Raw genomic sequence first — 25,532 nt, 5'->3', positions numbered from 1 at the left:
GTTTGTGCAGTGCGACGGCCTCATGACGGCCGGTTCATTCAAGGGCAAGCTGCTATGAAAGACGGCACGACTTTCGTGGGCATGCCGATCCGAGGCGCTCTCAAGGGGTGGATACCGTCATGGTTAACCTGATCGTCGGTTTCGCACAGGTCGCGCTTGTCCTGATCAGTCCCGCCGGTCCGGCTGCGGATCGCACCTGGCAGCCGGCGGTTGAGCGGATCAGGGTGGTCTGCGATCAGGACTGCAACTGTTGGCGAACGCGCTATCAGGGGCGCCGGCCAATGGCTGCCGGCCGCGACGACCTCGCCTGTCTCTCGACCGACGGGCGTCGCGTCGGTGATTACAACGGCCACTATCGCAAGGGGCCGGCGAAGGGGGTGGGCTTTGACAGCAAGTCCCCGGTCCGGGAGTTCTCGTTCCCGTTCTAAAGCGTGATCCGGAAAAGTGCGAAGCGGCTTTCCGACAAGATCATGCTCAAACAAGGAGCTAAAGCGCGATGACGATTCAACCCAATCTCATCGCGCTGTAGCGGGATCGCGAACGGCGCGCCGGAGGTCAGCCGCGACCTGCGCCGGCCTATTCGCTCGCTGCGTTGTCGGCCGCAGCCGCGTAGATTTCCCGGGCGCGTTTGGTCACGGCCGCATAGCGCGCCGTGGCGCTGAGGCTCATCAGGCCGGCGCGCACCAGGCCGAGAATGGCGCGCCGTGAGTGGAACGGTCCGGTCTTGCTCGCAGCATATCCGCGCGGATAGAGCTGCAAGCGGCCTGCGAGGGCTTCCCGCAACGCGACCTTCTGGGTCGCGCTCAGGCGCCGGCGCCGCGCTGGCTTCTCTGCTTCCGCCAACATGTGCAGTTCGATGCGCGACGATTTCCGTGGCGCGGCCCTCATTGTCAGTCCAAGCTCCGGTCGACTGGCGCGACCCTCCCAGGGCGCGGCCCGGCTGGCGTCGCCATCGGCGACGGCATGTGGCACATCGTGGATTGCGCCTTTGCTCATGTCCGAGAGAGAACCGCATTTCGTGCGGCGGCGGCATCTGACGAAAGTCAAGATCGGTTGTGACGAAAGTCATATTCGTTTACGACCGCAGCCGGCTTACGCCAGAGTGGGCTGCTCGCTGAGTTGATGGGCAACGCATGATCGATTTGAGCGCGGATTTGCTTGCGGCCGCAGAAGCCGATGTCATCGGTCTCGCCGTCATCGGGGCCGACCGGAGCATGCAGCGGAAAATCGGGCGGCTGGTCGAATGGCTTCCCGCGATCGGCGTCGATTGCTGCGAGTGCATGCTGCTGGTCGGCATGGAAGCCGAGTTGGCGGCGCTTGCCGGCGGCCGGCGGGACATCATTGCGCTGGCCGGCGTGCGCGGCGCATCGCCGGGCATCGCGCAGCCGATGACGGCGGTGGTGCGGTGGAATGGCGCGCGGTCGCACTACTTCGTCATCGCCATGCCCGACTTTGCCGGGCGTCAGGTCGAAACGCTGCTCGGCAGCGAGCGCCGGGCGCGGCGCCTGATGGAGCAGCAGCTCGAGGCGGCGAGCGCGGAGGTGCGCTTTGCCTCGCTGGCGCGAACGCGGCTGCGGCTGGCGCGTGATCTGCACGACACGCTGGTGCATTCGATCGTGGCGCTTCTGACCCAGATCCGGCTGATCAGGCATTATCTCTCGGCCGATCCGGCGCGCGTGGCGGACAGCCTGGCAACCGCCGAAGATGCCGCAGCGAGCGGCCTTTCGCGCGCCCGTGAGGCCATCGATCGCCTGCGCACCCCCGACGACCTGAAGCTCGATCCCGATGTCGAGGGACTGCTCAGCGACTTTGCCGCACGCAGCGGCGTCCGGGTGTCGATCCAGATCGACGAAGAGGCGCGTGCCGGGTTGCGCGATTGCGGATTGACGGTTCAACGCATCCTCAGCGAGGCGCTGCGCAACGTCCAGGCCCATGCGCAGGCACGCCGGGTCTCCTTTCACGCCTTCGATGCACCGGCGGCGGTCGGCCGCAAGCTCGTGGTCGAGATCCGCGACGACGGCCACGGCTTCGATCCCGCGGTCCCTCATCCCGGACATTTCGGATTGATCGGAATGGCCGAATTTGCTGAACTTGTCGGCGGAAGCTGCGCGGTCGAGAGCGCACCCGGACAGGGAACGCTGGTCCGGATATCGCTCCCCGTGGCGGTGCCGCCGGCCGGATCGGTCGGTGTGCTGGCCGATTGATGCCGTTGCATTCAGGACCTTCGAGAGGATGACGCAAGCCCGTGAGCAGGATTGAGAAGGTACGGGTGCTGATCGCCGAGGATCAGACCCTGATCAGGGAAGGTATCGCAACACTGCTTGCCCAGCAGAACGATGATTTCGAGATCCTTCCCGGTGCTGCCGACGGCGAGCAGGCCATCGAATTCGCGCGGCGCTACCGGCCGGACGTCATCCTGATGGACCTGCAGATGCCGCGCGTCGATGGCATCGCAGCGACCCAGCGGATTCTCCGCGAGCTGCCGCAGACCCACATCGTCGTGCTGACGACGTTCGAGACCAACGACCTGATCTTCGAAGCGGTCAGCGCGGGCGCCAAGGCCTATCTGCTCAAGGATGCCAGGATGGAGGAGATCGCATCGACGATCCGCGCGGTCATCAACGGCCAGTCCGGGCTTTCGCCCGGTGTCGCAGCGCGCATTCTCGACGAGTTCAAGCGGCTCCGCGGCCCGCGCGTCTCGGCGAAGCTGCCGGTTCGCGACGGGCTGACCGCGCGGGAGAATGAAATTCTCACGCTGATCGTCGAGGGCAAGAGCAATACCGAGATCGGCGAGCGGCTGCATTTGGCCGAGGGTACGGTGAAGAACTATGTCAGCACCATCCTGGAGAAATGCCAGGTCAAGAACCGCACGGAACTCGCAATAAAGGCAATAACTTACTAGAAATAATTGGCCTTGTCCGTACAACCAGGCCGCTGATCTGGCTGAAATTGCTCGCCTTTCTCTGGGCCGCGCCCACAAAATTGGCTATAGGATTGTTCCGGATTTGCTTTTCGACACGGCAGGTCCGGATTGCGCAGCTTTGAGTGAGCAGGGAACGACCATGAAGGGTATCGAGCGCCAGACCAAGGATTCGGATGGACTGGCAAACGCGGCGGCCGGCAACGGCGCGGATGCCGCAGCGCATGGCATGGCGGCGATCGATCAGGTCCGCGACCTGCTGTTTGGCGGCGCGCAACGTTCGCTCGAGACCAACCTTTCGGGTCTGCGCGAGGAGATGCGGGCATCGCTGAAGCAGATGCAGGCGGATTTCACCAACGAGCTCACCGCGCTTTCTGCGCGGCTCTCCGACCTCGAGCGGGATACCGAGCAGAAGCGGCTCGACTCGCTGAAGGATGTCGGCGCGGCCATCACCCAGCTCGGCACCGTCATCAGCGGATTGGGATCCGGCCGCACGGGCAAATAAGCATGGCAGCTGCTGCCGGCCAGAATCGCGAGATCGAGCAGCTCAAGACATTGCTGTTTCAGCCCGAGGCGACGCGCCTGTCGTCGCTGGAGGCCGACCTCGACTCGCTGCAGCGCTATGTCGGCAATTCCGATCGCCTGGAGACGGCCACCGCCGGCATTCTGGTCGAGGCGCTGGAGCGCGCCGAGGTCAACCGGCCGCGCGAGCTCGCCAGCGCGATCGCGCCGGTGGTGGTCTCCGCGATCCGCAGTGAGATCAAGAATTCGCGCGAGCAGATGATCGAAGCGCTCTATCCGATCGTCGGCCGGCTGGTCAGCGCCGCGGTTGCGAATGCGTTCAGGGAGGTGGTTGCCTCGCTCGAGCAGCGCATCAACGCGCTGACCTCGGCGCAACTGTGGGTGGGGCGGATCAAGTCGCTGGCAACGGGGCGCCCGATCAGCGAGTTCGTGCTGGCCGACAGCCCGCCGCGGGTCAACCGGCTGCTGATCATCGAGCGCGGCAACGGCCGCCTGATCGCCGACTGGAAGCGCGACGCGACCCCCGACGAGCGCGCCGATCTGCTCAGCGCGATGGTGGCCGCGATCCTGGAGTTCTCGGTGCAGGCGCTCGCCGGCGAGGGCAATCTGCAAACGCTCGATTTCGGCGGCCGGCAGATCGCGCTGCGCGCCTCACCCCGCTTCATCCTGGCCGCGGAGTGCCTGGGCCCGCTGCGCCCGGCGGACAATGCCCGGATCAATTCGCTATTCTTCGACGCGATCGAGCGCATCGACCGGGGCGCGGATTGCGATGGCCCGATGCTTGCCTCGCTCGCAGCCGCGATCGAGACCGATGATACGCCGCCGCGGATCGCAGGCCGGCGCGGCAAAGTGATCCTGTTTGGCGTGCTCGCCGCTGTGCTGGCGCTGCTGCTCTGGCTTGCCGCGACCTCGGTGTCGCGCAGTCTTTTCGAGCGGCGGACCCATGCGGCGCTCGACCAGCTCGCAGCGAAGCAGCCGTTGCTGGCCACGTTCCCGCTACGGCTCGACTTCGATCACGGCAAGGCAAGCGTGGCCGTTACGGGAATCGAGCCGAGCCAGCTCGAGACCGCGCCATTGATCGACGCGCTCGCTGCGGCCGCGGCGCCGTACAGGATCGTCAACCGGATCGGGCTCGTGTCCGCGCCGGATCAGCTTGCCGCATCGCAGGCCAGCATCGCAGAAAGCCTGAAGCGCCTGCAGGCGAGCCTCGACCAGATGCGCGAGGCGATGAGCGCGCAGGCGAAGTCGGGCGACCAGAAGATCGCCGGGCTGACCGCGCAGTATGACAAGCTCGGCGAGCAGTACGCGAAACTGGGTGAGCAATTTACGAAGCTGCAATCCGTCGCCGACGGCCCGACGGCGCGGCTCGACCGCTTCATCTCTTCGACCGCGATCTTCTTCGCCAACAATTCGGATGAAGTCCTCTACAACGACCAGGCCGAGCAGCAGCTGCGCGAGCTCGCCGGACTGCTGGCGAACAGCGATCTCAAGATACGGGTCGTCGGCTACGCCGATCAGAGCGGCACCGAAGGCACCAACAAGACGCTGGGGCGCAAGCGGGCGGAGCAGGTCCAGCGCAGGTTGACCGCGCTCGGTGTCGATCCGTCGCGACTGATCCTGGTGTCGCGCGCTGCGGCGATGCCGATCACCGACCGGCTCGACGCCACCGTCGGCGGCAACCGCCGCGTCGCGTTCGAGACGGTCTATCGAGGCGAAGTGGCCCGCTGATGCTCACCGCGAAAGTCATGCTGCTCGGCGATATGGGGGTCGGCAAGACGTCGATCCTCTACCGGCTGATCTACAACCGGTTCGAGGGCCAGTACAAATCGACGCTGGGCGTCGAGATCCTGAGCCACGACGTGGCGCCGGCCGACGGCGGCGATCCGATGCGCCTCGTGCTGTGGGATACCGACGGCGATTTCGGCACGCAGATATTCGACACCGTCTACGTCACCGGCGCGTCTGCCGCCATCATCGTCTCCGACGTCACGCGGCCGCAGACCGTGACCCGGATGGTCGAGTTGGTCCGCGGTTTCGAGGAGCGCTTTCCGGGCCGGCCCTACCGCGCGTTGCTGAACAAGATCGACCTGCCGGAAGCCGCGGGCAGCGCCGGCGCGATTGCCGGGCTCGCCAAGTCACTCGCCAAGTCGAGCGTCAAGTCGGTCAGCGCCAAGACAGGCGTCGGCATCGCGGAAAGCTTTGTCGAGCTCGCCCAGACCATCCGCCGCCGCCAGCTCTAGCTCAACGCGCGTTGGTGTCAGCCGTCCCGACTTCTCGGGGCTGGCGAATCGGGCCGGGACGGCTGACTTCATCGCACGTGGGGCGTACGATGAAACGCTCGCGACGTGCGGTGCACGACCGCACGATTCTCGCCCCAAATTGCACCACGCCGTCCCACACTCCGATAGTGACGATGGTCATCTTCCGCTCGGCCAATGGCCTGCTTATCGTTTGCTCGTCACTGGAACCAGCCACGGGACCACGCCGTCCCGGGCGCATGGAGTGAGAGAACATGAGCATTTTCGGAAGCATCATGGGTGCAATCTTCGGCCATGGCGCACAAGCCAAGACGGCTGAGATCACAACGACGGCCGCGCCCGGCACGGCATCGGCATCAACATCGCCAGCTTCCACCTCGGCGGCGCCAGGGACGCCGGCGGCGCAAACGGTCGATGTCGCTGCGATCGTCGACAAGGCGGCGGCGGCCACCGGCGAGAAGCTCGACTGGCGCACCTCGATCGTCGACCTGATGAAGGCGCTCGGCCTCGACTCGAGCCTTGCGGCGCGCAAGGAGCTCGCGAAGGAGCTGCACTACACCGGCGATACCAACAACACCGCCACCATGAATGTCTGGCTGCATCAGCAGGTGATGGCCAAGCTCGCCGCCAATGGCGGCAAGCTGCCGGCCGACATCAAGACCTGACGACCGGCCTGCCTTGAGCCGTGCAGGGCCTTCGCGTCCTGTACGGCGCCGAGCGATGCGTATTGCGTGAGGAGCAGTTGCGATGACCTCATCTCATCTTGCCATCTTGAACCGGCCGCGGCCCGGCATCACCGCCGCTTCGATCGGCGCGGGACTTGGGCTCGCAGCATTGGCGCTGGGCATCACGATTGCGATCGCCCGCGCGGATAATCCCGGCGACGCACCGCAGCCGGCAACTGCGAATATGCAGCGCACGTCGCAGACCCTGCCGCCGGCGCGGGTGATCCTGCCTGCGCCGTGGGAGCAAGCCGCTTCCCCGCAGCCGGTCGTGGCGCCTGCGCAGTCGCAAGGCCGCAAGTAATCTTCAGCCCTCCGTCGTGGCCGGCGATCCAATCGTCGGGCCGCGCACAGCCCCCAGCTCTGGAGCCTCGTCATGCCAGAACAGGTCAAGCTGCCCCGAAAACTCTCGCAGGAGCCCGGCGGTCCGCCCGTGCTTCGGCCGAGTTACCGGCGGGTGATCGAGGAACTCGACCGCTGGGCCAACAGCCCCGGCCTGCAGCCGCCGGGTGACGAGGACAAGCGTGACGACGACAAGCGCCGGCGCAGGTGAAGCGAGAACGGCGCTGCCGTGGACCCGCAGCGCCGAGGCTGCGGGGCCGGCGGCCTCGTTTCCGATCAGTTGAACGGCACGCGCGCCCTGGCCGAGAACGTCCAGATCCGTGTGGTGCCGCCGAGCCCGCCATACTCCGCCCCAAGGCCCAGCACGGTGCCGCCCGCGAGTTTGGGATTCAGCCCGCCGGATACGGCGCGAGCACCACACTGTCGGTCAATGTCAGCGGATAGCTCAGCCTGGCGCCGGCAGACGCGCGGTCATTGCACGATTTGAGAAGACGGTCGCGCGGTTGCGCGATGAATCGCTATCATTCAACACACGCAAGCTGGTCATCGATAACGTACCGGCTCGCATGTTGGACCGGGCAGCGCGAGCTATCGGCGCAGGGCTGTCGCGATCAGCGCAGTGGAAGGAATCGAGAAGACGTCGCCGACCCGCCGTTGCTCGATCTCGCTCCGGAAGGCGCGCGCAACTGCCGTGCTCTGGTCCGCATCGAGCCCGCTCCAATGCGGCATGAACGCGAACAGTTTGTCGATGTCGGCAGGGTTGGCGACATTGAGCTTGAAGTCATGGGTGACTTCAATGACGACAGGATCGGAGAAGCCGGCGGCGACGACCGCAGCCGAGAGGCGGCCGGGATCGGCGAGTTCCGCGAGGCCGGTGCAGGGCATCGGCGTGACGTTGTCCGGATAGAGCCGCCGGATGACCTGCGCGAGCAAGAGATGCAGGGCGGCGCCGTCTGCGCTCTTCCAGACCGCAATCGCTGCCGACCCGCCGGGGCGCGTCACCCGCGCCAGCTCGCGCAGTCCGGCGCGCCAGTCCGGAAACAGCATCACGCCGAACACCGAGACTGTGGCGTCGAAGGCGGCATCGGGCAGATCGAGCGCCTGGCCGTCCATCTGCCGTGCCTCGATATTGGGAAGGCCGTGCGCGCCGACCCGCGCCACCATGCCGGCGGAGAAGTCGATCGCGGTGACGTCGGCGCCGGTCCGTGCGGCGGCGAGCGCCGCGGCACCGGTGCCAGTGGCGACATCGAGTACCCTGGATGACGGACCGATCGGAAGTGTTGCGATCGCAGCATCGGCGAACAACGTCGTGAACGGCTGCGACTGCGCCTCATAGGTGGCGACCATCTTGTCCCAGTGCGCGGGATCGTTGAACGGAAGAGGTTTCGCCGACTCATTTTGTTGCATGGATCTGGTCCTCGAGGCCTTGTTTGTGTTTGGCGAGCCGGCGCTTGAAATCCTTCGCGAGCGCTTCGAGCGTCACCGCATTGAGCCGTTTCAGGAACAGCGCCTCGACCTCGCGAAACGTGCCGGAGAGCGCGTCGTTGACCGCCTGTTCGACCAGGCAGCCGGGATTTTCCGACCGGTGGCCCATCGCAACGATCGTCGGCGCGCCGACCGCGCGATAGATGTCCGCCAGCGTGATGTCGGCGGGCGCGCGCGCCAGTGTCCAGCCGCCGCCATGGCCTTTCTCCGAATGGACCAGGCCCTGCTCGCGCAGGCCCGCCATCACGCGGCGCACCACCACCGGGTTGGTGGCCATCGCCTGTGCAAGTTGCTCCGACGTGACCGGCTCGCCCGCCCCGATCATGTGGAGCACGCCGTGCAGGACGCTGGACAGGCGGCTATCGCGGATCATGTAACTTCATATGTTACATGATGGGGCGAGCGTCAAGAGGGCGTTGGCGGGCCGCGATCCGATATTCGCGTGCCGGATTTGGCAACGTCGCGCGTTTAATCCGCATCGGGGTCTTGAAGGCGGGGGCGGTATGGGCAAGGTGGCGATTGATCGGATGTTGCTGGATGCGGTGGCGCATTACGGCGCGGGGCGCGCGATGGAGGCCGGCACGCTGTGCGGCGACATCCTCTCCGCCGATCCCGACCATATTCCGGCGCTGCATCTGTCCGCCGTCATCGCCTTCGTGACCGATCGCGCCGCGGAAGGCGCAGTGCTGCTGAACCGGGTGTTCAGCCTCGATCCGCAGCATGGACCGGCGTTCGGCACGCTCGGCGATGCGCTCGCCGTGAAGGGCGAGCACGAAGGCGCAGTGGCGGCGTTTCAGCGCGGCGTGATGCTGCGGCCGAAGGATGCCGGCCTGCACATCAAGCTCGGCGTGGCGTTGTGCGACCTGTCGCGCTTCGACGAGGCCGAGGCGGCGTTCCGCCGCGCCATCGCGCTCGACGGCGGCCTGACGCGGGCGCGGTTCAACCTTGCCGTTGCCCTGGCCGGGCAGCAGCGGCCGGTCGAGGCGGAGCAAGCCTATCGTGAGGTGATCGCGCGCGATCCGGCCTATCGCGGCGTCTGGCTCAATCTCGGCAATGCGCTCACCGATCAGAAAAAGCACGACGCTGCCGTCACCGCCTATCGCCGCGGGCTTGGCTTGGATCCCGACAATCCCGGGCTGCATGGCGGCCTTGGCGCGGCGCTCTACCGCCTGGGCCGGCTCGAGGACGCGATCCTGCACTACCGGCGCGCAACGGCGCTCGATCCGGGCAACCTCGCGCCGCAGCGCCTGCTTGCCATGGTGCTGCACGAACGCGGCGAGCGCGAGGAGGCGGTCCGTCTCTACCGGCAGCTCTCGGCCCGCGATCCCTCCGATCACGTCATCCTCAACAATCTCGGGGCCTGCCTGTTCGAGCTTGGGCAAGTCGACGAGGCGATCGCCTGCGCCGAGCTCGCGCTGGCGCTCAAGCCGGATTACGCTGCCGCGCACACCAATCTCGGAATCATCTTCGAGGCGCAGAATCTGGTCGAGGCTGCGGTCGCGGCGCATCGGCGCGCCATCGAGATCGAACCGCTCTATGCCAAGGGGCACGCCAATCTGGCGGTCGCGCTGCGCAATGCCGGCGACATCGATGCGGCGATCGTGTCTTCGCGCCGGGCCATCACGCTCGATCCCGAACAGCCGTTGGCGCACTACAACCACGCGCATTTCCTGCTGATGAACGGCGAGTTCGAGGAGGGCTTTGAAGAGTATCAGTGGCGCCGCAAGACCAGGATGCTGAGCGATGGCGATCCCGTGTTCGACGAGCCGGAATGGCAGGGCGAGCCGCTGGCGGGACGAACGCTGCTGCTGTTCGCCGAATACGGGCTCGGCGACGTCATCAATTTCGTCCGCTACGTTCCGATGCTGATGGGCAAAGGCGGCCGGATCATGCTCCAGGTGCAGCCGGCGCTGGTCGCGCTGCTGCGGCCGATGCTGCCCGGTGTCGTGGTGTTTGCCCGCGGCGAGCCATTGCCGCCGTTCGATCTGCAATTGCCGCTGCTCAGCCTGCCGCGGATCTTCCGCACCACCGTCGAGACCATTCCGGCGGCGACATCCTATCTGCAGGCGGATGCCGGCAAGCTTGCCCGCTGGCGCGACGCGCTCAGCGGCGTGTCCGCGCTGAAGGTCGGCGTGGTCTGGGCCGGCAATCCCAGGCACAAGGGCGACCGCCAGCGCTCGCTGCCGGCGGACGCCGTGCTGCCGCGGCTGGTCACGCCTGGTGTCCAGCTCTACAGCCTGCAGAAAGAGCCGCGACCGGACGATGCGCCGGTGCTGCGGCGACTCGGCGCCGATATCGTCGACCTCGCGCCGACGCTCGGCGATTTCGCCGACACCGCGGCGGCGGTCTGCGCGCTCGATCTCGTCATCGCCGTCGACACCTCGGTGGCGCATCTCGCCGGCGCGCTCGGGCGCCCGGTCTGGATGCTGTGTCCCTATGCGCTCGACTGGCGCTGGCTGCGCGATCGCGCCGACACGCCCTGGTATCCGACCATGCGGCTGTTCCGCCAGGACAGACCGCAGGCCTGGGACCGCGTGCTGGCGCGGATGTCGGATGAACTCGCGCGCGTTGCCGCCGGCGAGCGCGAGTTGCTGCTGCCGCCTCGTTTGGCGCGTTGACCGGCGATCACCCCGCGCTCATTCCCTGCGCGCCGCCGAGCAGCTTCAGATTGAGCCGGCCGCCGTCGAACAACATCTCGTTCAGTGCGCCGTCGATGTCGTCAGCGGTGACATCCTGGCCACCGTCGCGGGCGATGCTGGCCTGGGCGATACGGCGCATCAATTCCTTGATGAAGGCGGCGCTGACGCCTTCGGTGCGCTGCACCGCTGCATCGATGACGGACGGTACGAGCGGCAGGCCGCGGCCGTAGAGCCGGATCAGCTTGCCGCGGCCTGCCTCGTCGGGCAGCGGCACTTCGATCGCCTGGTCGATGCGGCCGGGCCGACCGGCCAGCGCGCCTTCCAGCTCTTCCGGCCGGTTGGTGGTCAGCACGAACAGGATGTCGCAATCCTCCTTCAGGCCGTCCATTTCGTTGAGCAGCTTGTTCAGCAGGGATTCCTCGCACGGTCCGCCCATGTCCTCGCGGTCGCGCGCGATCAGGTCGACATCCTCGATCACCACCATGGTCGGCTGCAGCAGTCGCGCGAGGCTCATATAGGCGCCGAGCAGGCCAACCTGCTCGGCGGTGATGATCAGCGTGGTGTGGCCGGGCAGGCTGGTGGCGAGATAGCGAATGGTGTGGGTCTTGCCGGTGCCGGGCGGGCCGTAGAGCAGGATGCCCTTGCGGGTCGACTGGCCGAGCTTGCGCAGCAGATCGCGGCTGTCGACGAACCCGAGCACGTTGCGGTCGAGCAGCCGCAGCGTCCGGTCCGGGAGGATCACGTCGTCGCGGGCGACCGTCGGCAGGCGATGCACGGTCAGACCACGCGAACGTCCGCGATAATTGGCGCCATCCTCCAGCGACAGGATCTTGCCGCGATAGGAGCGCGCCGCATGCACGGCCGTTTCCAGCTCGGCGAAAGTGCGTTGCACGAAAGCATTGCCGGCCGCGCCGGCAGGTAACGCAATCTCAATGCGCAGCGACGGCTCGTGATTGTATTCGCGATAGAATGTCAGCAGCACGGCGTAGCGCAGCTCGCCGGTTCGGCACAGCCATAGTCCATTGACGAGGCACTTCACCGGCTCGGCCTCGCCGATATCGACATCGCGATATTGCGGCGGCGCGATCGCCGGTGCATTGCGGCCAGCCTTCATCAGCGCCGCGAAGTCGAGCGTCTCGTAGCGATATTCCTCATGGATGCCGAAGAAATGGATCGGATCGGTGAACAGCTTGTCGATCGCGACCTGAACATCGGCGCGCATGTGGCCCGGAAACTGTCGCGCCCGTGTCACGATCAGGTTGCGCGGCACGCCGGCGAAATGCCAGTCGAGCGCAACGTAAGCGGATCGAAACGTCTCGCCCGGCAAGTCTTCCGAACTGCGGCGTGCCGCGAGCAGGCAGTCGCTGCACAGCGATGCAGTCGTCGTACCGGGGATCAGAATCTCCGTCACGGCCCGCGGGGCTTCGCAGAGATCGCAGGGGCGGCTGGCGTCGGCGGATTCGGTGCTAATCATCAACGGCTGGCCGTTGGAGCGGATCAGCCATTTCGCCGAGTTGAAGATGGCCCGTGCGACCGGTCCCGGATAGGGGCCGCAGGGAATAGCGCCGTTGGCCTCGATCAAGGCGGCGCAGGCAATGGCTTCCTGCTCGGATTTCCCGAACACCGTACGCAACAGGTCCTGCACGAACTCCAGCGGCGTTTCGTCGTCATCATGAATGAAGAGCCGGACCGGACCGTCGTCGCTGAACACGTCGTGCATGATCACCTCGAAACGCAATCGGAACCAAAAGAACAAAATAAGAACATCATGGCCGCCGGCCTGCGTCAAGCGAAAGATTCCGGCGTCTCATCCCTGACGTGTGGTGACCCGGCTCGGCCGGCCCAGCGGGATGCGCGTTGCATGCGTAAACGCCGCTCAACACTTGTGACGATTGTGTTGCGGCAAATGCCAAGACATGGCCGCCACAGCGGCAAACTTCCGACACATCATCGGGGCGAAAAGGAATAATCCGACATGACGCGAGCGCGGGGCAGATTCTCTTGCAGGAATCTTCCGTCGCGCGATTGTTTTTATGAGGCCTTCGTGTCGCACAGACTCCGTTTTGCGATTCTTCTCGTCTTCACTCTGCTCATCTCTCCCGCACTGGCGCAGCCGGGCGCCAAGCCGGCTTCGCCGCAGCCCGTTACCAGCGACACGCTGACGCCTGAGCAAGCCAAGCGCGCGCTCGAGACGTTGCAGGACGACAAGAAGCGCGGCGAGATCATCAACACGCTGCGCGCCATCGCCAAGGCCTCGCCGCAGGCTGCTGCCCAGCCGGTGGCTGCGGAGCCTGTGCCCGAGCAGCATTCGCCGATCCCGCTCACCGCGGACAGTCTCGGCGCGCAGCTCCTGCTGATGGTGTCCGAACAGGTCGGCGAGATGTCGCGCGAGGTTGCCGATGTCGCGCGCACGCTGACCAACTTTCCGTCGTTCTACTACTGGTTCCTGCGCACCGCGAATGATCCGGCTGCCTATGGCCTGCTGATCGATATCGCCTGGAAGCTGGCGCTGGTGTTCGGCTGCGCGCTGCTTGTCGAGTGGGTGGTGTTCCGCCTCATCAAGCGGCCGGTGGCGTTCCTGGAGCAGCGATTGCCGCAGACGGCGCGGGTGCCGGCGCAGGCGCTCGCCAGCGCCGATCCGCCGTCGTCGGTCGCCGACGTCACGCCGGAGCCCGAGCTGCATCGCCGCCGGCTCAGCCTGGCGCGGGCCTGGCAGTCGGTGATCCGGCTGCCCTTCGTGCTCGGGCGCCTCGTGCTCGAGCTGTTGCCGGTCGTGGTCTTTGTCAGCGTCGCCACCGCGCTGCTCGGCACCGAGATCGGCGACCAGTCGACCACCCGGCTCGTGATCCTTGCGGTCGTCAATGCCTATGCGCTCTCGCGGGCGCTGATCTGTGCGGTGCGGGCGCTGGCCGGTCCGTTCGGCCTGTTCCGCGTCCGGGCCGAAACCGCGGCCTATATCGAGATCTGGGCGCGACGCATTGTAGCGGTCGGCGTATCGGGCATCTGCTTTGCCAATGTCGCGTTGCTGCTCGGGCTGCATCGCGCCGGCTATGCCGCGCTGCTGCGGCTCGTGATGCTGATCGTGCATCTGTTCGTTGTCGTCATCATTCTGCAGTGTCGCCGGCAGGTCGCCGATGTCATCCGCGCCCCGGCCGATCGCACCGGGCTTGCGGCGCGGACGCGCAACCGTCTCGCCTCGCTCTGGCATGTGCTGGCGATCGCGCTCGACCTCGCGCTATGGGCGGTGTGGGCGCTCAACATCCGCAACGGCTATTCGCTGCTGCTGCAATATTTCGTCGGCACCGTCGCGGTGCTGCTGGTCACCCGCCTCGTCACCATGGTGGTGCTGAGCCTGATCGATCGCGGCTTCCGCATCAGCCCGGACCTGATGCAGCGCTTCCCGGGGCTGGAGACCCGCGCCAACCGCTATCTGCCGCTGCTGCGCAAGGTGGTCACGGCGGTGATTGCCGTGATCGGTTTCGTCGCGCTGCTCGAGGTCTGGGGCGTCGATGCCATCGTCTGGTTCTATGGCGGCCAGATCGGCTCCCGGCTGATCTCGGCGGTGATGACGATCGGCATCGCCGCGCTTGCCGCGGCCGTGATCTGGGAAGGCGCCAATGCGCTGATGGATCGCCAGGTCGACACGCTGTCGCGCGAGGGGCATTACGCCCGCGCGGCGCGCCTGCGCACCTTCCAGCCGATGCTGCGCACCGCGCTGTTCTGCATGATCGTTGCGGTGGTCGGGCTCACCGCGCTCAGCGAGATCGGCGTCAATGTCGCGCCGCTGCTCGCCGGCGCCGGCATCGTCGGCATCGCGATCGGCTTCGGCTCGCAGAAGCTGGTGCAGGACCTGATCACCGGGCTGTTCCTCCTGATCGAGAACACCGTGCAGGTCGGCGACACCGTCACGGTGTCGGGCCTCTCGGGCGTGGTTGAGAACGTCTCGATCCGCACCATGCGGCTGCGTGCCGGCGACGGCTCCGTGCATGTCGTGCCGTTCAGCGCGGTGACCACGATCACCAATGCCAGCCGCGGCGCCGGCAATGCCGCGGTCAGCGTCAACGTGTCCTACAAGGAGGACACCGACCGCGCCGGCGAGGTGCTGAAGGACATCGTGGCGGGGATGCGCCAGGAGACCACGTATCGCGCGCTGATCCGCGGCGACCTCGAATTGTGGGGCGTCGACAAGGTCGACGGCTCGGTCGTCACCATCGTTGGCCAGATCCGTTGCACCGATGGCGGCCGCTGGTCGGTGCAGCGCGAGTTCAACCGCCGCATGAAGCGCCGCTTCCAGGAGGAGGGCATCGAGATCGCCTCGATGGGCCAGACCATCCTGATGCAGATCCCGGCGCCCTCCGAGCCCGATACCAACACGATGCCGCGCCGCGCGGCTGGCTGATCGGGCGCTTCGCTTCACCTCGCCCGCTTGCGGGGAGAGGTCGAATTCGAGCAAAGCTCGAATTCGGGTGAGGGGGAGCCTCCGCGATTTCATCTGTCATCGCATATGAGGACGCAGCCCCTCACCCCGACCCTCTCCCCGTAAGAACGGGGAGAGGGAGTAAACTAGGTCATCGCTATCGCAGCGTCTCACGGCTGCGACACGTCTCGCGACGGTGAGACGTTTGCAGCGCTCATCAGCCAGGCGTTCGGCCAGAGCCGGCCGAAATCCGGCCGATCTGATCCATTCCCCGCGATTTCCTTGCTGGCACAGCGCTTGCTGATTGTCGTGCCAATGCGCGGCAAGACGCATTGCATGACTGAACCCAACGAAGGAAGGAAACGCACATGGAGCTTGGCTACTTCACCATGCCCTCGCACCCGCCGGAGTGCGGATTGAAGGAGGGCCACGACTGGGACCTGCAGACCCTGCGCTGGCTCGACGAGCTCGGCTATCAGGAGGCCTGGATCGGCGAGCATCACACCGCGCCCTGGGAGCCGCACCCGTCGCCCGATCTGCTGGTGGCGCAGGCGCTGTTGCAGACCAAGAACATCCGCATCGGGCCCGGCGGCTTCCTCTTGCCGTATCATCATCCTGCCGAGCTCGCCAACCGCGTCGCGATGCTCGACCACCTCTCGAATGGACGGCTCAATTTCGGCGTCGCTGCCTCCGGCCTGCCGAGCGACTGGGCGATGTTCAATGTCGACGGCATGTCCGGGCAGAACCGCGACATGACCCGGGAAGCGCTCGAGATCATCCTGAAGATGTGGTCCGAGCCCGGACCGTGGACGCACAAGGGCAAGTACTGGACAGTGAACAAGCCGGACACGATGTTCGACTTCCTCAAACCCCACATCAAGCCGTTGCAGGGCCCGCATCCGCCGATCGGCGTCGCCGGCCTGTCGAAGAACTCGGACACGCTGAAGCTCGCCGGCGAGCGCGGCTTCATCCCGATGAGCCTCAACCTCAACCCGGCCTATGTCGGCAGCCACTGGGATTCGGTGGAAGCCGGTGCTGCCAAGACCGGCCGCAAGCCGAGCCGCAGGGATTGGCGGCTGGTGCGCGAGGTGTTCGTGGCTGATACCGACGAGGAGGCATGGAAGCTCTCGACCGGCGACATGATGGGCCGGATGATGGGCGAGTACTTCCTGCCTCTGCTCGGCCATTTCGGCTTCAAGGACTATCTGAAGCACGCGCCTGACGTTCCCGACAGCGACGTCACCGTCGAATATTGCGCGCGCCGGAATTGGATCGTCGGCTCGCCCAAGACGGTCACCGAGAAGATCGAGCAGATCTACCGGGAGGTCGGCGGCTTCGGCGTGCTCTGTGTGTTCGGCTTCGACTACAAGCACAAGCCGGAGGCCTGGCGGCACTCGCTGGACCTGCTCAAGAACGAGGTAATGCCGCGGCTGAAGCATCTCGGCGCCGAGTTCGAGAAGGCCGCATGACAGCTAGGCGGGGTGCGGGGCTTGCCTCGCACCCCGCCTGGCATATGTTGGAGGAAATATATTTCAGTACTGAGGTTGCGACATGACGGTCGACGCACAGAGTTTCAAGCAGGCGATGCGCCATTGCGCCGGCGCGGTCGCGCTGGTGACGGTCGGCTCGGAGACCGGGCAGCGCACCGGCCTGACGGTGACCTCGGCCTGCTCGCTGTCGGACAATCCGCCCTCGGTTCTGGTCTGCGTCAACCGCAATGCCAGCGCGCACGCGCGCATCCGCGAGGAGCGCCATTTCGTCATCAACTTCCTGAACGAGGAGCACGCGCTGCTGGCGCTGACCTTCTCCGGCCAGAAGGGCGTCAACGGCGACGATCGCTTTGCGTTCGGGCGCTGGACCACCGGCGCGACCGGCGCCCCGGTGCTGGAGGATGCCGTCGCGGCGTTCGACTGCGTCCTGAGCCAGGAGCTGGAAACCAAGACCCACTCGATCTTCATCGGCGAGGTCCAGCATGTCCGCGCCGCGACCGCGGTCGATCCGTTGATCTACCTGCGCTCGGGCTTCCAGAGCGTCCGCAACATCCACGATCCGATCACGCTCGGCGACGTCGACGCGCGGCGCGTGAGCTGGAACGAGTTTTCCTGAAACGGCGTGCCGCGGCCTGTCACCTCCGTCGTCGTTCGCCGTTGGCGCTACGGCTGCGTCCGCCTATGTCGGGCCAGCTTCGTTTTCACTGCTCTCAAGTGACGGCATGAAGGGCTGGGTTCAGGCTGCCCCAGGATGTGTTGCGAGGGATCGCTTCGATCGCCCCTGTCTGCGAGTGGCGTCGAAACAGGATATTAGGCTTGCCGGATAGCTCGAGCGCCTTGACGACCTCTCCCGATCGCTGGCGGACGAGCGTGCCGGCGGTGACGTAGCAACCGGCCTCGACAATACAATCGTCGCCAAGCGCGATGCCGGTGCCGGAATTGGCGCCGAGCAGACAGCGCTCGCCGATCGACACGACCTGCTTGCCGCCACCTGAAAGGGTGCCCATGATCGATGCGCCGCCACCCACATCCGTGCCGTCGCCAACCACGACGCCCGCACTGATGCGTCCCTCCACCATCGAGGTCCCCAAAGTCCCGGCGTTGAAGTTGCAGAACCCCTCATGGAGCACGGTCGTTCCGCGGCCGAGATAGGCACCCAGTCGCACGCGATTGGCATCGGCGATACGGATGCCGTCCGGCGCCACGTAGTCGGTCATCCGTGGCAGCTTGTCGATGCTGCGGACGTCCAGGGTGGAGGATGATGCGCGAGCGGCCCAGCGAAGCGCTTCAATCTGCTCGGGCAAGCATGGCCCCATCGACGTCCAGGCAACATTTGCGAGGATACCGAACAGTCCATCCAGATTGGCGCCGTGCGGCCGGATCAGGCGGTGACTCAGCAGATGAAGCCGCAGATAGACGTCATGGGCATCATGTGGGGGTTGCGCCAGATCATCGATGACGGTCTTGACCGGGATCACGGAAACGGCACGGCGGGCGTCAGCGTGCAGACACGCCGCTGCTCTCGGATCCAGGGCAGCGCGGGCCTGCTCGGCTGTGAGAACCGTTGACCCTGATGGGCCGGCCGGATTGCCGCGCCTGGGCGCCGGGAACCAGGTGTCAAGGACAGTGCCATTGTCCGCGACGGTGGCCACGCCATATCCTTCCGCGCCCAGCCCTTCGTGGTGAGTTTCCTTCACGTCAGACCATCCTTCCATTCGCGACCGGCATGCCATGTCGAAACATGCCGCGGCAACGAGCCGTCATCTAAAGCATGATCCGGAAAAGTGCGAAGCGGTTTTCCGAAAAGATCATGCTCAGACAAAGGGCTAAAGCGCGATGACGATTCAACCAAATCTCATCCCGCTTTAACCGTCCAGCGCGATCTTCAGCGCCTTGATCTTCCGGTACAGTGTCGCGCGGCTGAGCTTGAGCGCTTTCGCCGTTTCCGTCACGCGGCCGCCATTGGTGCGTAACGCCTCGACAATCGCGGCGCGCTCGGCCGCGGTATGATCGGCGGTCACGTCGCGCGCGGCGAAAGACGGCAGATCGAGATCGGCCTCGGTGATGACGCCGTCCTCGGAGGTCGCGCCGGCGAGCCGCAGCACGTGGCGAAGCTGGCGCATGTTGCCGGGGAAGGGATAGGCCATCAGTTGCGCCCATGCATCTGGCGCGATGCGGCAGTGTGGGGCTTCCTCGTCGGCGATCTGTGCGATCACCTCGCGCCGATCCGCGCGCTCACGCAAGGCGGGCAGGCGGATCTCCATGCCGCGCAGCCGGTAATACAGGTCGGAGCGGAAGCTGCCGTCCTCGGCCATCCGCGCCAGGTCACGGTGCGTGGCGCTGATCAGGCGGATGTCGACCGGGACAGGCTTCAGCGCGCCGAGCGGCCAGACCTCGCGGTTCTCCAGCACGCGCAGCAGCCGCGTCTGCAGCGTCAGCGGCATGTCGCCGATCTCGTCGAGGAACAGCGTGCCGCCGCTGGCCTGCACGATCAGCCCCCTCGATCCCTCGCGCCGCGCGCCGGTGAACGCGCCGGCCTCGTAGCCGAACAGCTCGGCGTCGATCAGGCTCTCCGGCATCGCCGCGCAGTTCAGCGCGACATAGTTGCGGGCCGCGCGATTGCTGGCCGCGTGGATGGCGCGCGCGAACACGTCCTTGCCGGCGCCGGTCTCGCCATGCAGCAGGATCGGCAGATCGAGATTGCCGACCGTCATCAGCCGCTTCACACCCTTCATCAGCACGGGATCGCGGCCGGCCAGCCGGTGCAGGCCGCTGAACTGTCCGGCCGGTTGTTGGCGCGGCGGTGCAGGCATCGGACGCGGCGAGCGTACGCGTACCGGCGGTGCGAGGCGGCCGCGGCCCCAGGGCGTGCCGTCGGCCCGGCGCAGCGTGACCGGATCATCCGCGGCGCGTGTCGCGCGGTCGTCCAGTTGAATCAGATGCGACAGGTCGATGCCGTCGTCGATCATCGCGTCGGTCAGGCCGAACATGCCGCGCGCGGTGCGGCAGGCGCCGACCACGCGGCGGTCGTCGTCATAGGCCAGCATGCCATGCCCGTCGTCGGGCAGGGTTGCGATCCAGGAGGCGCGGTAGCGCCGGCGGAAGAACGACTGCTCGATCCGCCGCGTCGCTTCCGTGGTGACGGCGAGCGCCAGTTCATGCGCGCTGCGGCCGAGATCGCTGCGGCATGAGGAGATGTTGACGGCGCCGGCGAGCCGGCCCGCATGATCGAACAGCGGCGACACCGCGCAGGTGAACATGTGCCACTGCTCGCGAAAATGCTCGTCGCCATGCACGATGATCGGCCGCTGCTCGGCGAGCGCGGTGCCGAGCCCGTTGGTGCCCTCGAAGGTCTCGGCGAAGTTCGAGCCGGTGTAGATCTTCCATTCCAGGAACATCCGGTCGTAGTCGCCTCCGGGCAGGCGGCTCACCAGCATGGTGGCGTTGGGGTCGGCGAGGTTGACGCAGTAGCCGGCGTCATGGAGCACGCGGGCAAGATCCTCGAGTTCCGGGATCGCGACCTGGATCAAATCCTCCATCGGCTCGGCAATGTGCCGGACCTCGGCTTCGGTCAGGGTCTGCGGCGGCCCGCGCCGCGCCGGATCGAGGTTGTGATTGACCACGCAGCGCCGCCAGGACGCCGCAATCCGCGCCTCGGTATCGACGCCGGCCACCTGGTTGGCCGCTGACAAGACACGGGCGACATGATTTGAGGCCGAAAGATTGGCCATCCAGCGGTCTCCACCCCTAATTTTCCGCGAAGTCTGGCACTCGGCGAGCGAATGTCAATTGGCCGCCGGGGTCGCGGGGAGGGGGCCCTTTGGGGAGACGTGCTCCTTCCGTCATTCCGGGGCGTGCCAACGGGTCGCGCGAACGCGCGCCCGATGACAGGCTCAGCACGAGCCCGGAATCCATCGGGCCGCCGATTCTGCCGATGAATGGATTCCGGGCTCTCGCTTCGCGAGCCCCGGAATGACGAGGGTGGGCAGTTGCGCCCGTCCCTACTTCACCTCGCCGGCCGTCAGCAGGACGAACGAACGCCCGGCCGCCTTGTAGGTGCTCTCGAACGCGAACTGCGCACCCGCGGCTTGCTCCGGCGCATTGGTGTCGAGCAGCAGCGACCAATGCGGGCCTGCCGTGGTCGGCGGCAGCTTGAAGTCGACCTCGCCTTCATAGCTGTTGAGGATGACGAGCACGGTGTCGTCCTCGCCCTGGCGGGCGATCGCGGTCTTGCGGGCGCGGCCGTCGAGCACGACGCCGAAGCACTTGATCCAGCCGGTGGTCCAGTCGCCTTGCGACATCTCGGCGCCCGAGGCGTTGATCCAGACCACATCGCGGATCTCGAGCTGCGGATCGCGATCGCCGGAGAGGAAGCGGCTCCGGCGCAGGATCGGATAGTCGCGCCGCAGTTTGATCATTCGTTTGGTGAAGGCGAGCAGCTTTTCGGCGTCGTCGGAGAAATTCCAGTCGAGCCAGGAGATGTCGTTGTCCTGGCAATAAGCGTTGTTGTTGCCGCGCTGGGTGCGGCCGAACTCGTCGCCGCCGAGCAGCATCGGCGTGCCCTGCGAGGCGAGCAGCGTCGCCAGCATGTTGCGCTTCTGGCGTTCGCGTAAAGTCCGGATCTCGGGGTTATCAGTCGGGCCCTCGGCGCCGCAATTCCAGGAGTGGTTGTCCGACGAGCCGTCGTTGTTGTGCTCGCCGTTGGCCTCATTGTGCTTGGCGTCGTAGCTCGCCCAGTCGTTCAGCGTGAAGCCGTCATGGGCGGTGACGAAGTTGACGCTGGCCCAGGTGCGGCGGCCTTCGCGGTTGAACACGTCATGCGAGCCGAGCAGCCGCGGCGCCAGCGCGGCCGGTGTTGCCTCCGCGCGCCAGAAGTCGCGCACGGTGTTGCGGTATTTGTCGTTCCACTCTGCCCAGCCCGGCGGGAAGCCGCCGACCTGGTAGCCGCCGGGGCCGCAGTCCCAGGGCTCGGCGATCAGCTTGACGGTGGCGAGCAGCGGGTCCTGGTTGACAGCCTTCAGGAAGCCGGACTGCTCGTCGAAGCCGTAGACCTCGCGCGCAAGGATGGTGCCGAGGTCGAAGCGGAAGCCGTCGACATGCATGTGGCCGGCCCAGTAGCGCAGGCTGTCCATCACCAGCTGGATCACCCGCGGATGCGACAGGTTTACCGTGTTGCCGGTGCCGGTGTCGTTGATGTAGTAGCGCCGCTTGTCGGGCAGCAGGCGATAATAGCTCGCATTGTCGATGCCCTTGAACGACAGCGTCGGGCCGCGTTCATTGCCTTCGGCGGTGTGGTTGTAGACCACATCGAGAATCACCTCGAGCCCGGCGCCATGCAGCCGCGACACCATCTCCTTGAATTCGCGCAGGCTGTTGGCGACGTCGGCGGCGTAGCGCGGGTCCGGCGCGAAGAAGCCGATCGTGTTGTAGCCCCAGTAGTTGGTGAGGTGCTTGTCCAGCAGGTTGCTGTCGTTGATGAAGGAATGCACCGGCAGCAGCTCGACCGAGGTGATGCCGAGCGCCTTCAGGTGATCGATCGCGGCGTCCGAGCCGAAGCCGGCATAGGTGCCGCGCAGGTTTTCGGGGACGCCCGGATGCTGCCTGGTAAAACCCTTGACGTGGGTCTCGTAGACCACGGTTTCGTCCCAATGCACGTCCTGGCGCTGGGCCTCCTGCACCCAGTCGAAATTGGGGTCGACCACCACGCATTTCGGCATGAACGGGGCGCTGTCGCGCTCGTCGAAGGTCAAGTCGTCGCCGGTCTCCATCTTGTAGCCGAACACGGCCGGATTCCAGGTGAGCCCGCCGGCATGGGCGCAGGCGTAGGGATCGAGCAGCAGCTTGTTCGGATTGAAGCGGTGGCCACCGTCGGGCTGGTACGGGCCGTAGACGCGATAGCCGTAGTACGTGCCCGGTTGCACGCCGTTGATGAAGCCGTGAAACACCTGGTCGGTATATTCGGGCAGCTCGAAGCGGTGCGTCTCACGCTCACCGTCGAACAGGCAGACCTCGACCTTGGTGGCGTTGGCGGAGAACACCGCAAAGTTGGTGCCGTGGCCACTCCAATGGGCGCCCAACGGGTAGGGTAGTCCTTCCTCAATGACATAGTCGGACATCGGTCCCCCAAAGTCTGGAGCTGACAAATCAACCTGCAACAAACGCCGCCGCGCGGAAAACGTTGCATGGGCGATGTTAGCGGGAAGAGCCGATGGCTGTATGACGTGGGGGGATGCTCGGCGTGTCGGCGCGATCGTTCTCTCCATCGTCATTCCGGGGCGACGCGCAGCGTCGAGCCCGGAATCCATTCCACCGTTTGGTTTGCGGCCCAATGGATTCCGGGCTCATCGCTTTGCGATGCCCCGGAATGACGGGAGCAGCCACGTCCTCTCCCCTCAAGCACTGGCGCCTCTGGAATACCGGATCGCCCGCATGCGCAGGTGGTGACGCCGAACAAGCTGTTTCACCGTCGTCCGGCATTCACCAGGACCGCGGCGTGCCTAATTGTTCGCCAACAGCGCAAACCGGCGTCGGTCGATCCGCTCGCGCGCCGCTTGTCCGGCCGCCGCGCAAAGATCGGGCGCGTAGAGCTGGCAGGTTGCCCGCTTCTCGATGGCGGTGTCGATCAGGTGCAAAAGTCGCGCAGGCGCGATGTCGGGAGGCGCGGCAATGCGGCCGACGACGACGTGCGTCTCCATTTGCTCGTGATCGGCGTGATCGATATCCGGGTTGCGCCAGCAATTCGCGCACATGATCTTGAAGCCCTCCGAGTGCGAATAGATCACGGCGTCCCCGTCCAGCTCGTCGGTGATGTCGGCCAATTGCCGTGCGGTCTCCTGCGTGCCGGCGAAATCGAAGAACCGGTAGTTTCGACGCAGCAGCGTCGCGAGATGCGGGAAGACCGGGATCTGCTGCTCGCCATAGGTGTGATGCGTAATCGGGGCGCCATCCGTCAGGATGACATCGCCATAGTCGACGCCGAGCTTGCCGTACAGCACGCTGCGGATGATGCCGTGGCACGGACTCAGCCGTTCGATCCACACCGTTTCCTCCTGGCCCGGATCGTCTGAGTCCGCGGCCCGCTCGGCAAGCGGCCGCTCGGCGAGCTTCACCTTGCAGGCCGGATATCCGCCTTCTGGCAACCCGAATCGTCCAGGCTCGATTTTCTGGCCCATCCGCTTCCACACATCCATAGCGATCTCCGCGTTCCCGGCGCCCGTAGCGCAGATCCCGAGATTCCACTGGTGGCTGTCGATCACCTCTTGCGACAGGCTTGCGGCGGCCTGGTTGGCCGCCACGCCTTCCGCGAACCTGCCGCGTGTCTTGTAGAAGAGGCCCAGATTGTAGTGCGGCGGGCTCTTGCGCGGATCGATTTCGACCAGCTTGCGAAGACAATGCTCGGCGATTGCATCGTTCTGGCGCGCCATCATTCGCGCGGCCGTGGCGAGCCCGCGCAGGATCCATTCCTGTTCACGCGGCCCCTCATGGAGCTTCGCCAGGCGGCCCAGCTTCTCGACCATGGTCCGGAAGATCGGGTGGTCCGGCGGCGGCGCGTTCAGATCGTCGATGTCGCGCACCGCTTCGAGGCATTGTCCAAGCGCCGAGAGGACACCGATATCGTCATCATGGGCATCCGCGATCTCCAGCAGCAGACCTGCCGCCTCGTCCCTTGCGAGGCTGTGCTGGTCGACAATCCATACCAGCGCCATCGCCGCCTCCGGCTGGTGACGCTGGGCCTCTCGCAGCGGTTGAATTTTCTGCGATGCCGCCTGCTTGCGGTCCGCCTGTCCCTCTGCGATGGCGTCGCGTGCCATCGCACCAATCTCGTCGGAAGTGAGAGCCGCGCTGGGACCTTTCGACATCATCTGTCTCCGTGGAGGCGCCCCGGTGTGTGACGTATCTCAACGCCGCAAGACTACATCAATTTCATGCCCTTGAAGCTGGTATGCCCGTTCTTGCCGACGATGATGTGGTCATGCACGGCGATCCCGAGCGGCTTGGCGATGTCGACGATCGCTTTCGTCATCTGGATGTCGGCCTGCGACGGCGTCGGATCGCCGGAGGGATGGTTGTGCACCAGGATCAGCGCGGTCGCGGACAATTCCAGCGCGCGCTTGATCACCTCGCGCGGATAGACCGGGGTGTGATCGACGGTGCCGGTCTGCTGCACCTCGTCGGCGATCAGCTGGTTGCGCTTGTCGAGGAACAGCAGGCGGAACTGCTCCTTGTCGGCGAACGCCATGCTGGTGCGGCAATAGGCGATCACGTCGTTCCACGACGACAGCGCGATGCTGCGCTTGATCTCGCCCTTGGCGATCCGCCCGGCGGCGGCGGCGAGCAGCTTGAGCTGGTTGATCGAGGCATCCTTGACGCCCTCGACCTCGCGCAGCCGCGCCACCGGCGCGTGCACCACCTCGGCGAACGAGCCGAATTTCTTCAGCAGCGCCTTGGCCAAGGGCTTGGTGTCGCGGCGTGGGATGGCGGCGAACAGCGCCATCTCCAAGAGCTCATAGTCGGTCAGCGCGTCGGGCCCCGCCGCGTAGAAGCGCTCGCGCAGCCGTTCGCGGTGGCCGTGATAGTGCGGCGTCTCGTCGGGCTCTCCGGTGCTGGCATCGGGCTTGGCGGGCATCGGCCACAACCTTGCCGTGCCTGCCGCGTTTTGCAAGGGCTGATGCTGTCGAGATTTGCCACCGCGCGGCGAGCGAATTACCGTTGCCTGCAGCGAGATCGAAAGGAGGAG

22 protein-coding genes are annotated in these 25,532 nt (G+C 66.0%); 13 read left to right on the top strand and 9 right to left on the bottom strand.

Features of this window, described 5'->3' with window-relative positions; all coding sequences use genetic code 11:
• The first annotated feature begins 119 nt into the window (after positions 1–119).
• The gene (locus tag JQ507_30495) at positions 120–428 is read left to right on the top strand and encodes a hypothetical protein (protein ID QRI69161.1); all 309 of its coding nucleotides are present in this window, start codon (positions 120–122) and stop codon (positions 426–428) included.
• 148 nt (positions 429–576) lie between these two features.
• On the opposite strand, the gene JQ507_30490 is transcribed toward JQ507_30495, so the two are convergent.
• Entirely contained in the window at positions 577–996 is a 420-nt protein-coding gene (locus JQ507_30490; protein ID QRI69160.1) for a hypothetical protein, read from the bottom strand.
• Positions 997–1,133: 137 nt separating this feature from the next.
• On the opposite strand from JQ507_30490, the gene JQ507_30485 reads away from it, so the two are divergent.
• The 8 genes from JQ507_30485 (at position 1,134) to JQ507_30450 (ending at position 6,975) form a co-directional block, all read left to right on the top strand.
• Positions 1,134–2,204, top strand: a complete 1,071-nt coding sequence (locus JQ507_30485) for a two-component sensor histidine kinase (protein QRI69159.1) — start codon at positions 1,134–1,136, stop codon at positions 2,202–2,204.
• A 41-nt stretch (positions 2,205–2,245) separates the two neighbouring features.
• Positions 2,246–2,902, top strand: a complete 657-nt coding sequence (locus JQ507_30480) for a response regulator transcription factor (protein ID QRI69158.1) — start codon at positions 2,246–2,248, stop codon at positions 2,900–2,902.
• A 160-nt stretch (positions 2,903–3,062) separates the two neighbouring features.
• Positions 3,063–3,425, top strand: a complete 363-nt coding sequence (locus JQ507_30475; protein QRI69157.1) for a hypothetical protein — start codon at positions 3,063–3,065, stop codon at positions 3,423–3,425.
• Between the two features lie 2 nt (positions 3,426–3,427).
• Positions 3,428–5,170 (top strand): OmpA family protein, encoded by a 1,743-nt coding sequence (locus JQ507_30470; protein ID QRI69156.1) that lies wholly within the window; start codon positions 3,428–3,430, stop codon positions 5,168–5,170.
• The gene (locus tag JQ507_30465) at positions 5,170–5,682 is read left to right on the top strand and encodes a GTP-binding protein (GenBank protein QRI69155.1); all 513 of its coding nucleotides are present in this window, start codon (positions 5,170–5,172) and stop codon (positions 5,680–5,682) included. Before JQ507_30470 ends, JQ507_30465 begins: the two co-directional genes overlap by 1 nt.
• 272 nt (positions 5,683–5,954) lie before the next feature.
• Positions 5,955–6,365: a DUF3597 domain-containing protein gene (locus JQ507_30460; GenBank protein QRI69154.1), complete on the top strand. Its 411-nt coding sequence runs from the start codon at positions 5,955–5,957 to the stop codon at positions 6,363–6,365.
• 82 nt (positions 6,366–6,447) lie between these two features.
• The gene (locus JQ507_30455; protein QRI69153.1) at positions 6,448–6,726 is read left to right on the top strand and encodes a hypothetical protein; all 279 of its coding nucleotides are present in this window, start codon (positions 6,448–6,450) and stop codon (positions 6,724–6,726) included.
• A gap of 72 nt (positions 6,727–6,798) precedes the next feature.
• Entirely contained in the window at positions 6,799–6,975 is a 177-nt protein-coding gene (locus tag JQ507_30450) for a hypothetical protein (protein ID QRI69152.1), read from the top strand.
• A 377-nt stretch (positions 6,976–7,352) separates the two neighbouring features.
• Here the strand turns inward: JQ507_30450 and JQ507_30445 are convergent, their stop codons facing one another.
• The gene (locus JQ507_30445; protein ID QRI73580.1) at positions 7,353–8,111 is read right to left on the bottom strand and encodes a class I SAM-dependent methyltransferase; all 759 of its coding nucleotides are present in this window, start codon (positions 8,109–8,111) and stop codon (positions 7,353–7,355) included.
• Between the two features lie 46 nt (positions 8,112–8,157).
• Positions 8,158–8,622 carry an Rrf2 family transcriptional regulator gene (locus JQ507_30440; GenBank protein QRI69151.1) on the bottom strand — a complete coding sequence of 155 codons (465 nt, stop codon included), beginning with the start codon at positions 8,620–8,622 and terminating at the stop codon, positions 8,158–8,160.
• A gap of 130 nt (positions 8,623–8,752) precedes the next feature.
• Between JQ507_30440 and JQ507_30435 the strand changes: the two genes are divergently transcribed.
• Entirely contained in the window at positions 8,753–10,867 is a 2,115-nt protein-coding gene (locus tag JQ507_30435) for a tetratricopeptide repeat protein (GenBank protein QRI69150.1), read from the top strand.
• Positions 10,868–10,874: 7 nt separating this feature from the next.
• Here JQ507_30435 and JQ507_30430 read toward each other — a convergent pair whose 3' ends face one another.
• The gene (locus JQ507_30430; GenBank protein QRI69149.1) at positions 10,875–12,608 is read right to left on the bottom strand and encodes an ATP-dependent Clp protease adaptor ClpS; all 1,734 of its coding nucleotides are present in this window, start codon (positions 12,606–12,608) and stop codon (positions 10,875–10,877) included.
• Positions 12,609–12,932: 324 nt separating this feature from the next.
• Between JQ507_30430 and JQ507_30425 the strand changes: the two genes are divergently transcribed.
• The 3 genes from JQ507_30425 (at position 12,933) to JQ507_30415 (ending at position 17,411) form a co-directional block, all read left to right on the top strand.
• Positions 12,933–15,287: a mechanosensitive ion channel gene (locus JQ507_30425; GenBank protein ID QRI69148.1), complete on the top strand. Its 2,355-nt coding sequence runs from the start codon at positions 12,933–12,935 to the stop codon at positions 15,285–15,287.
• A 386-nt stretch (positions 15,288–15,673) separates the two neighbouring features.
• Positions 15,674–16,774 carry an LLM class flavin-dependent oxidoreductase gene (locus JQ507_30420; GenBank protein ID QRI69147.1) on the top strand — a complete coding sequence of 367 codons (1,101 nt, stop codon included), beginning with the start codon at positions 15,674–15,676 and terminating at the stop codon, positions 16,772–16,774.
• A gap of 82 nt (positions 16,775–16,856) precedes the next feature.
• Complete coding sequence (locus JQ507_30415) at positions 16,857–17,411, top strand: flavin reductase family protein (GenBank protein ID QRI69146.1); 555 nt, start codon at positions 16,857–16,859, stop codon at positions 17,409–17,411.
• A gap of 94 nt (positions 17,412–17,505) precedes the next feature.
• Here JQ507_30415 and dapD read toward each other — a convergent pair whose 3' ends face one another.
• The 5 genes from dapD to radC form a co-directional block, all read right to left on the bottom strand.
• The gene (gene dapD / locus JQ507_30410; protein ID QRI69145.1) at positions 17,506–18,510 is read right to left on the bottom strand and encodes a 2,3,4,5-tetrahydropyridine-2,6-dicarboxylate N-succinyltransferase; all 1,005 of its coding nucleotides are present in this window, start codon (positions 18,508–18,510) and stop codon (positions 17,506–17,508) included.
• Between the two features lie 150 nt (positions 18,511–18,660).
• The gene (locus JQ507_30405; GenBank protein QRI69144.1) at positions 18,661–20,526 is read right to left on the bottom strand and encodes a sigma-54-dependent Fis family transcriptional regulator; all 1,866 of its coding nucleotides are present in this window, start codon (positions 20,524–20,526) and stop codon (positions 18,661–18,663) included.
• A 270-nt stretch (positions 20,527–20,796) separates the two neighbouring features.
• Complete coding sequence (glgX, locus tag JQ507_30400; protein QRI69143.1) at positions 20,797–22,911, bottom strand: glycogen debranching protein GlgX; 2,115 nt, start codon at positions 22,909–22,911, stop codon at positions 20,797–20,799.
• A gap of 381 nt (positions 22,912–23,292) precedes the next feature.
• A complete protein-coding gene (locus JQ507_30395; GenBank protein ID QRI69142.1) occupies positions 23,293–24,654 on the bottom strand; it encodes a prenyltransferase in 1,362 nt (453 codons plus the stop codon).
• Between the two features lie 53 nt (positions 24,655–24,707).
• Positions 24,708–25,421, bottom strand: a complete 714-nt coding sequence (radC, locus tag JQ507_30390; protein QRI69141.1) for a DNA repair protein RadC — start codon at positions 25,419–25,421, stop codon at positions 24,708–24,710.
• Between the last annotated feature and the right edge of the window lie 111 nt (positions 25,422–25,532).

The sequence above is a fragment of the Bradyrhizobium sp. PSBB068 genome, from assembly GCA_016839165.1.
Lineage (GTDB): Bacteria > Pseudomonadota > Alphaproteobacteria > Rhizobiales > Xanthobacteraceae > Bradyrhizobium.
The sequence above is the reverse complement of the archived record's forward strand: the minus strand, read 5'-3'. Positions and strand labels throughout refer to the sequence as shown.

Coding starts and splice junctions, on each gene's coding strand:
- JQ507_30495 (QRI69161.1), top strand. CDS start 120: ATGGTTAACCTGATCGTCGGTTTCGCACAGGTCGCGCTTGTCCTGATC.
- JQ507_30490 (QRI69160.1), bottom strand. CDS start 996: ATGAGCAAAGGCGCAATCCACGATGTGCCACATGCCGTCGCCGATGGC.
- JQ507_30485 (QRI69159.1), top strand. CDS start 1,134: ATGATCGATTTGAGCGCGGATTTGCTTGCGGCCGCAGAAGCCGATGTC.
- JQ507_30475 (QRI69157.1), top strand. CDS start 3,063: ATGAAGGGTATCGAGCGCCAGACCAAGGATTCGGATGGACTGGCAAAC.
- JQ507_30470 (QRI69156.1), top strand. CDS start 3,428: ATGGCAGCTGCTGCCGGCCAGAATCGCGAGATCGAGCAGCTCAAGACA.
- JQ507_30465 (QRI69155.1), top strand. CDS start 5,170: ATGCTCACCGCGAAAGTCATGCTGCTCGGCGATATGGGGGTCGGCAAG.
- JQ507_30460 (QRI69154.1), top strand. CDS start 5,955: ATGAGCATTTTCGGAAGCATCATGGGTGCAATCTTCGGCCATGGCGCA.
- JQ507_30455 (QRI69153.1), top strand. CDS start 6,448: ATGACCTCATCTCATCTTGCCATCTTGAACCGGCCGCGGCCCGGCATC.
- JQ507_30450 (QRI69152.1), top strand. CDS start 6,799: ATGCCAGAACAGGTCAAGCTGCCCCGAAAACTCTCGCAGGAGCCCGGC.
- JQ507_30445 (QRI73580.1), bottom strand. CDS start 8,111: ATGGTCGCCACCTATGAGGCGCAGTCGCAGCCGTTCACGACGTTGTTC.
- JQ507_30440 (QRI69151.1), bottom strand. CDS start 8,622: ATGATCCGCGATAGCCGCCTGTCCAGCGTCCTGCACGGCGTGCTCCAC.
- JQ507_30435 (QRI69150.1), top strand. CDS start 8,753: ATGGGCAAGGTGGCGATTGATCGGATGTTGCTGGATGCGGTGGCGCAT.
- JQ507_30430 (QRI69149.1), bottom strand. CDS start 12,608: ATGCACGACGTGTTCAGCGACGACGGTCCGGTCCGGCTCTTCATTCAT.
- JQ507_30420 (QRI69147.1), top strand. CDS start 15,674: ATGGAGCTTGGCTACTTCACCATGCCCTCGCACCCGCCGGAGTGCGGA.
- JQ507_30415 (QRI69146.1), top strand. CDS start 16,857: ATGACGGTCGACGCACAGAGTTTCAAGCAGGCGATGCGCCATTGCGCC.
- dapD (QRI69145.1), bottom strand. CDS start 18,510: ATGGAAGGATGGTCTGACGTGAAGGAAACTCACCACGAAGGGCTGGGC.
- JQ507_30405 (QRI69144.1), bottom strand. CDS start 20,526: ATGGCCAATCTTTCGGCCTCAAATCATGTCGCCCGTGTCTTGTCAGCG.
- glgX (QRI69143.1), bottom strand. CDS start 22,911: ATGTCCGACTATGTCATTGAGGAAGGACTACCCTACCCGTTGGGCGCC.
- JQ507_30395 (QRI69142.1), bottom strand. CDS start 24,654: ATGTCGAAAGGTCCCAGCGCGGCTCTCACTTCCGACGAGATTGGTGCG.
- radC (QRI69141.1), bottom strand. CDS start 25,421: ATGCCCGCCAAGCCCGATGCCAGCACCGGAGAGCCCGACGAGACGCCG.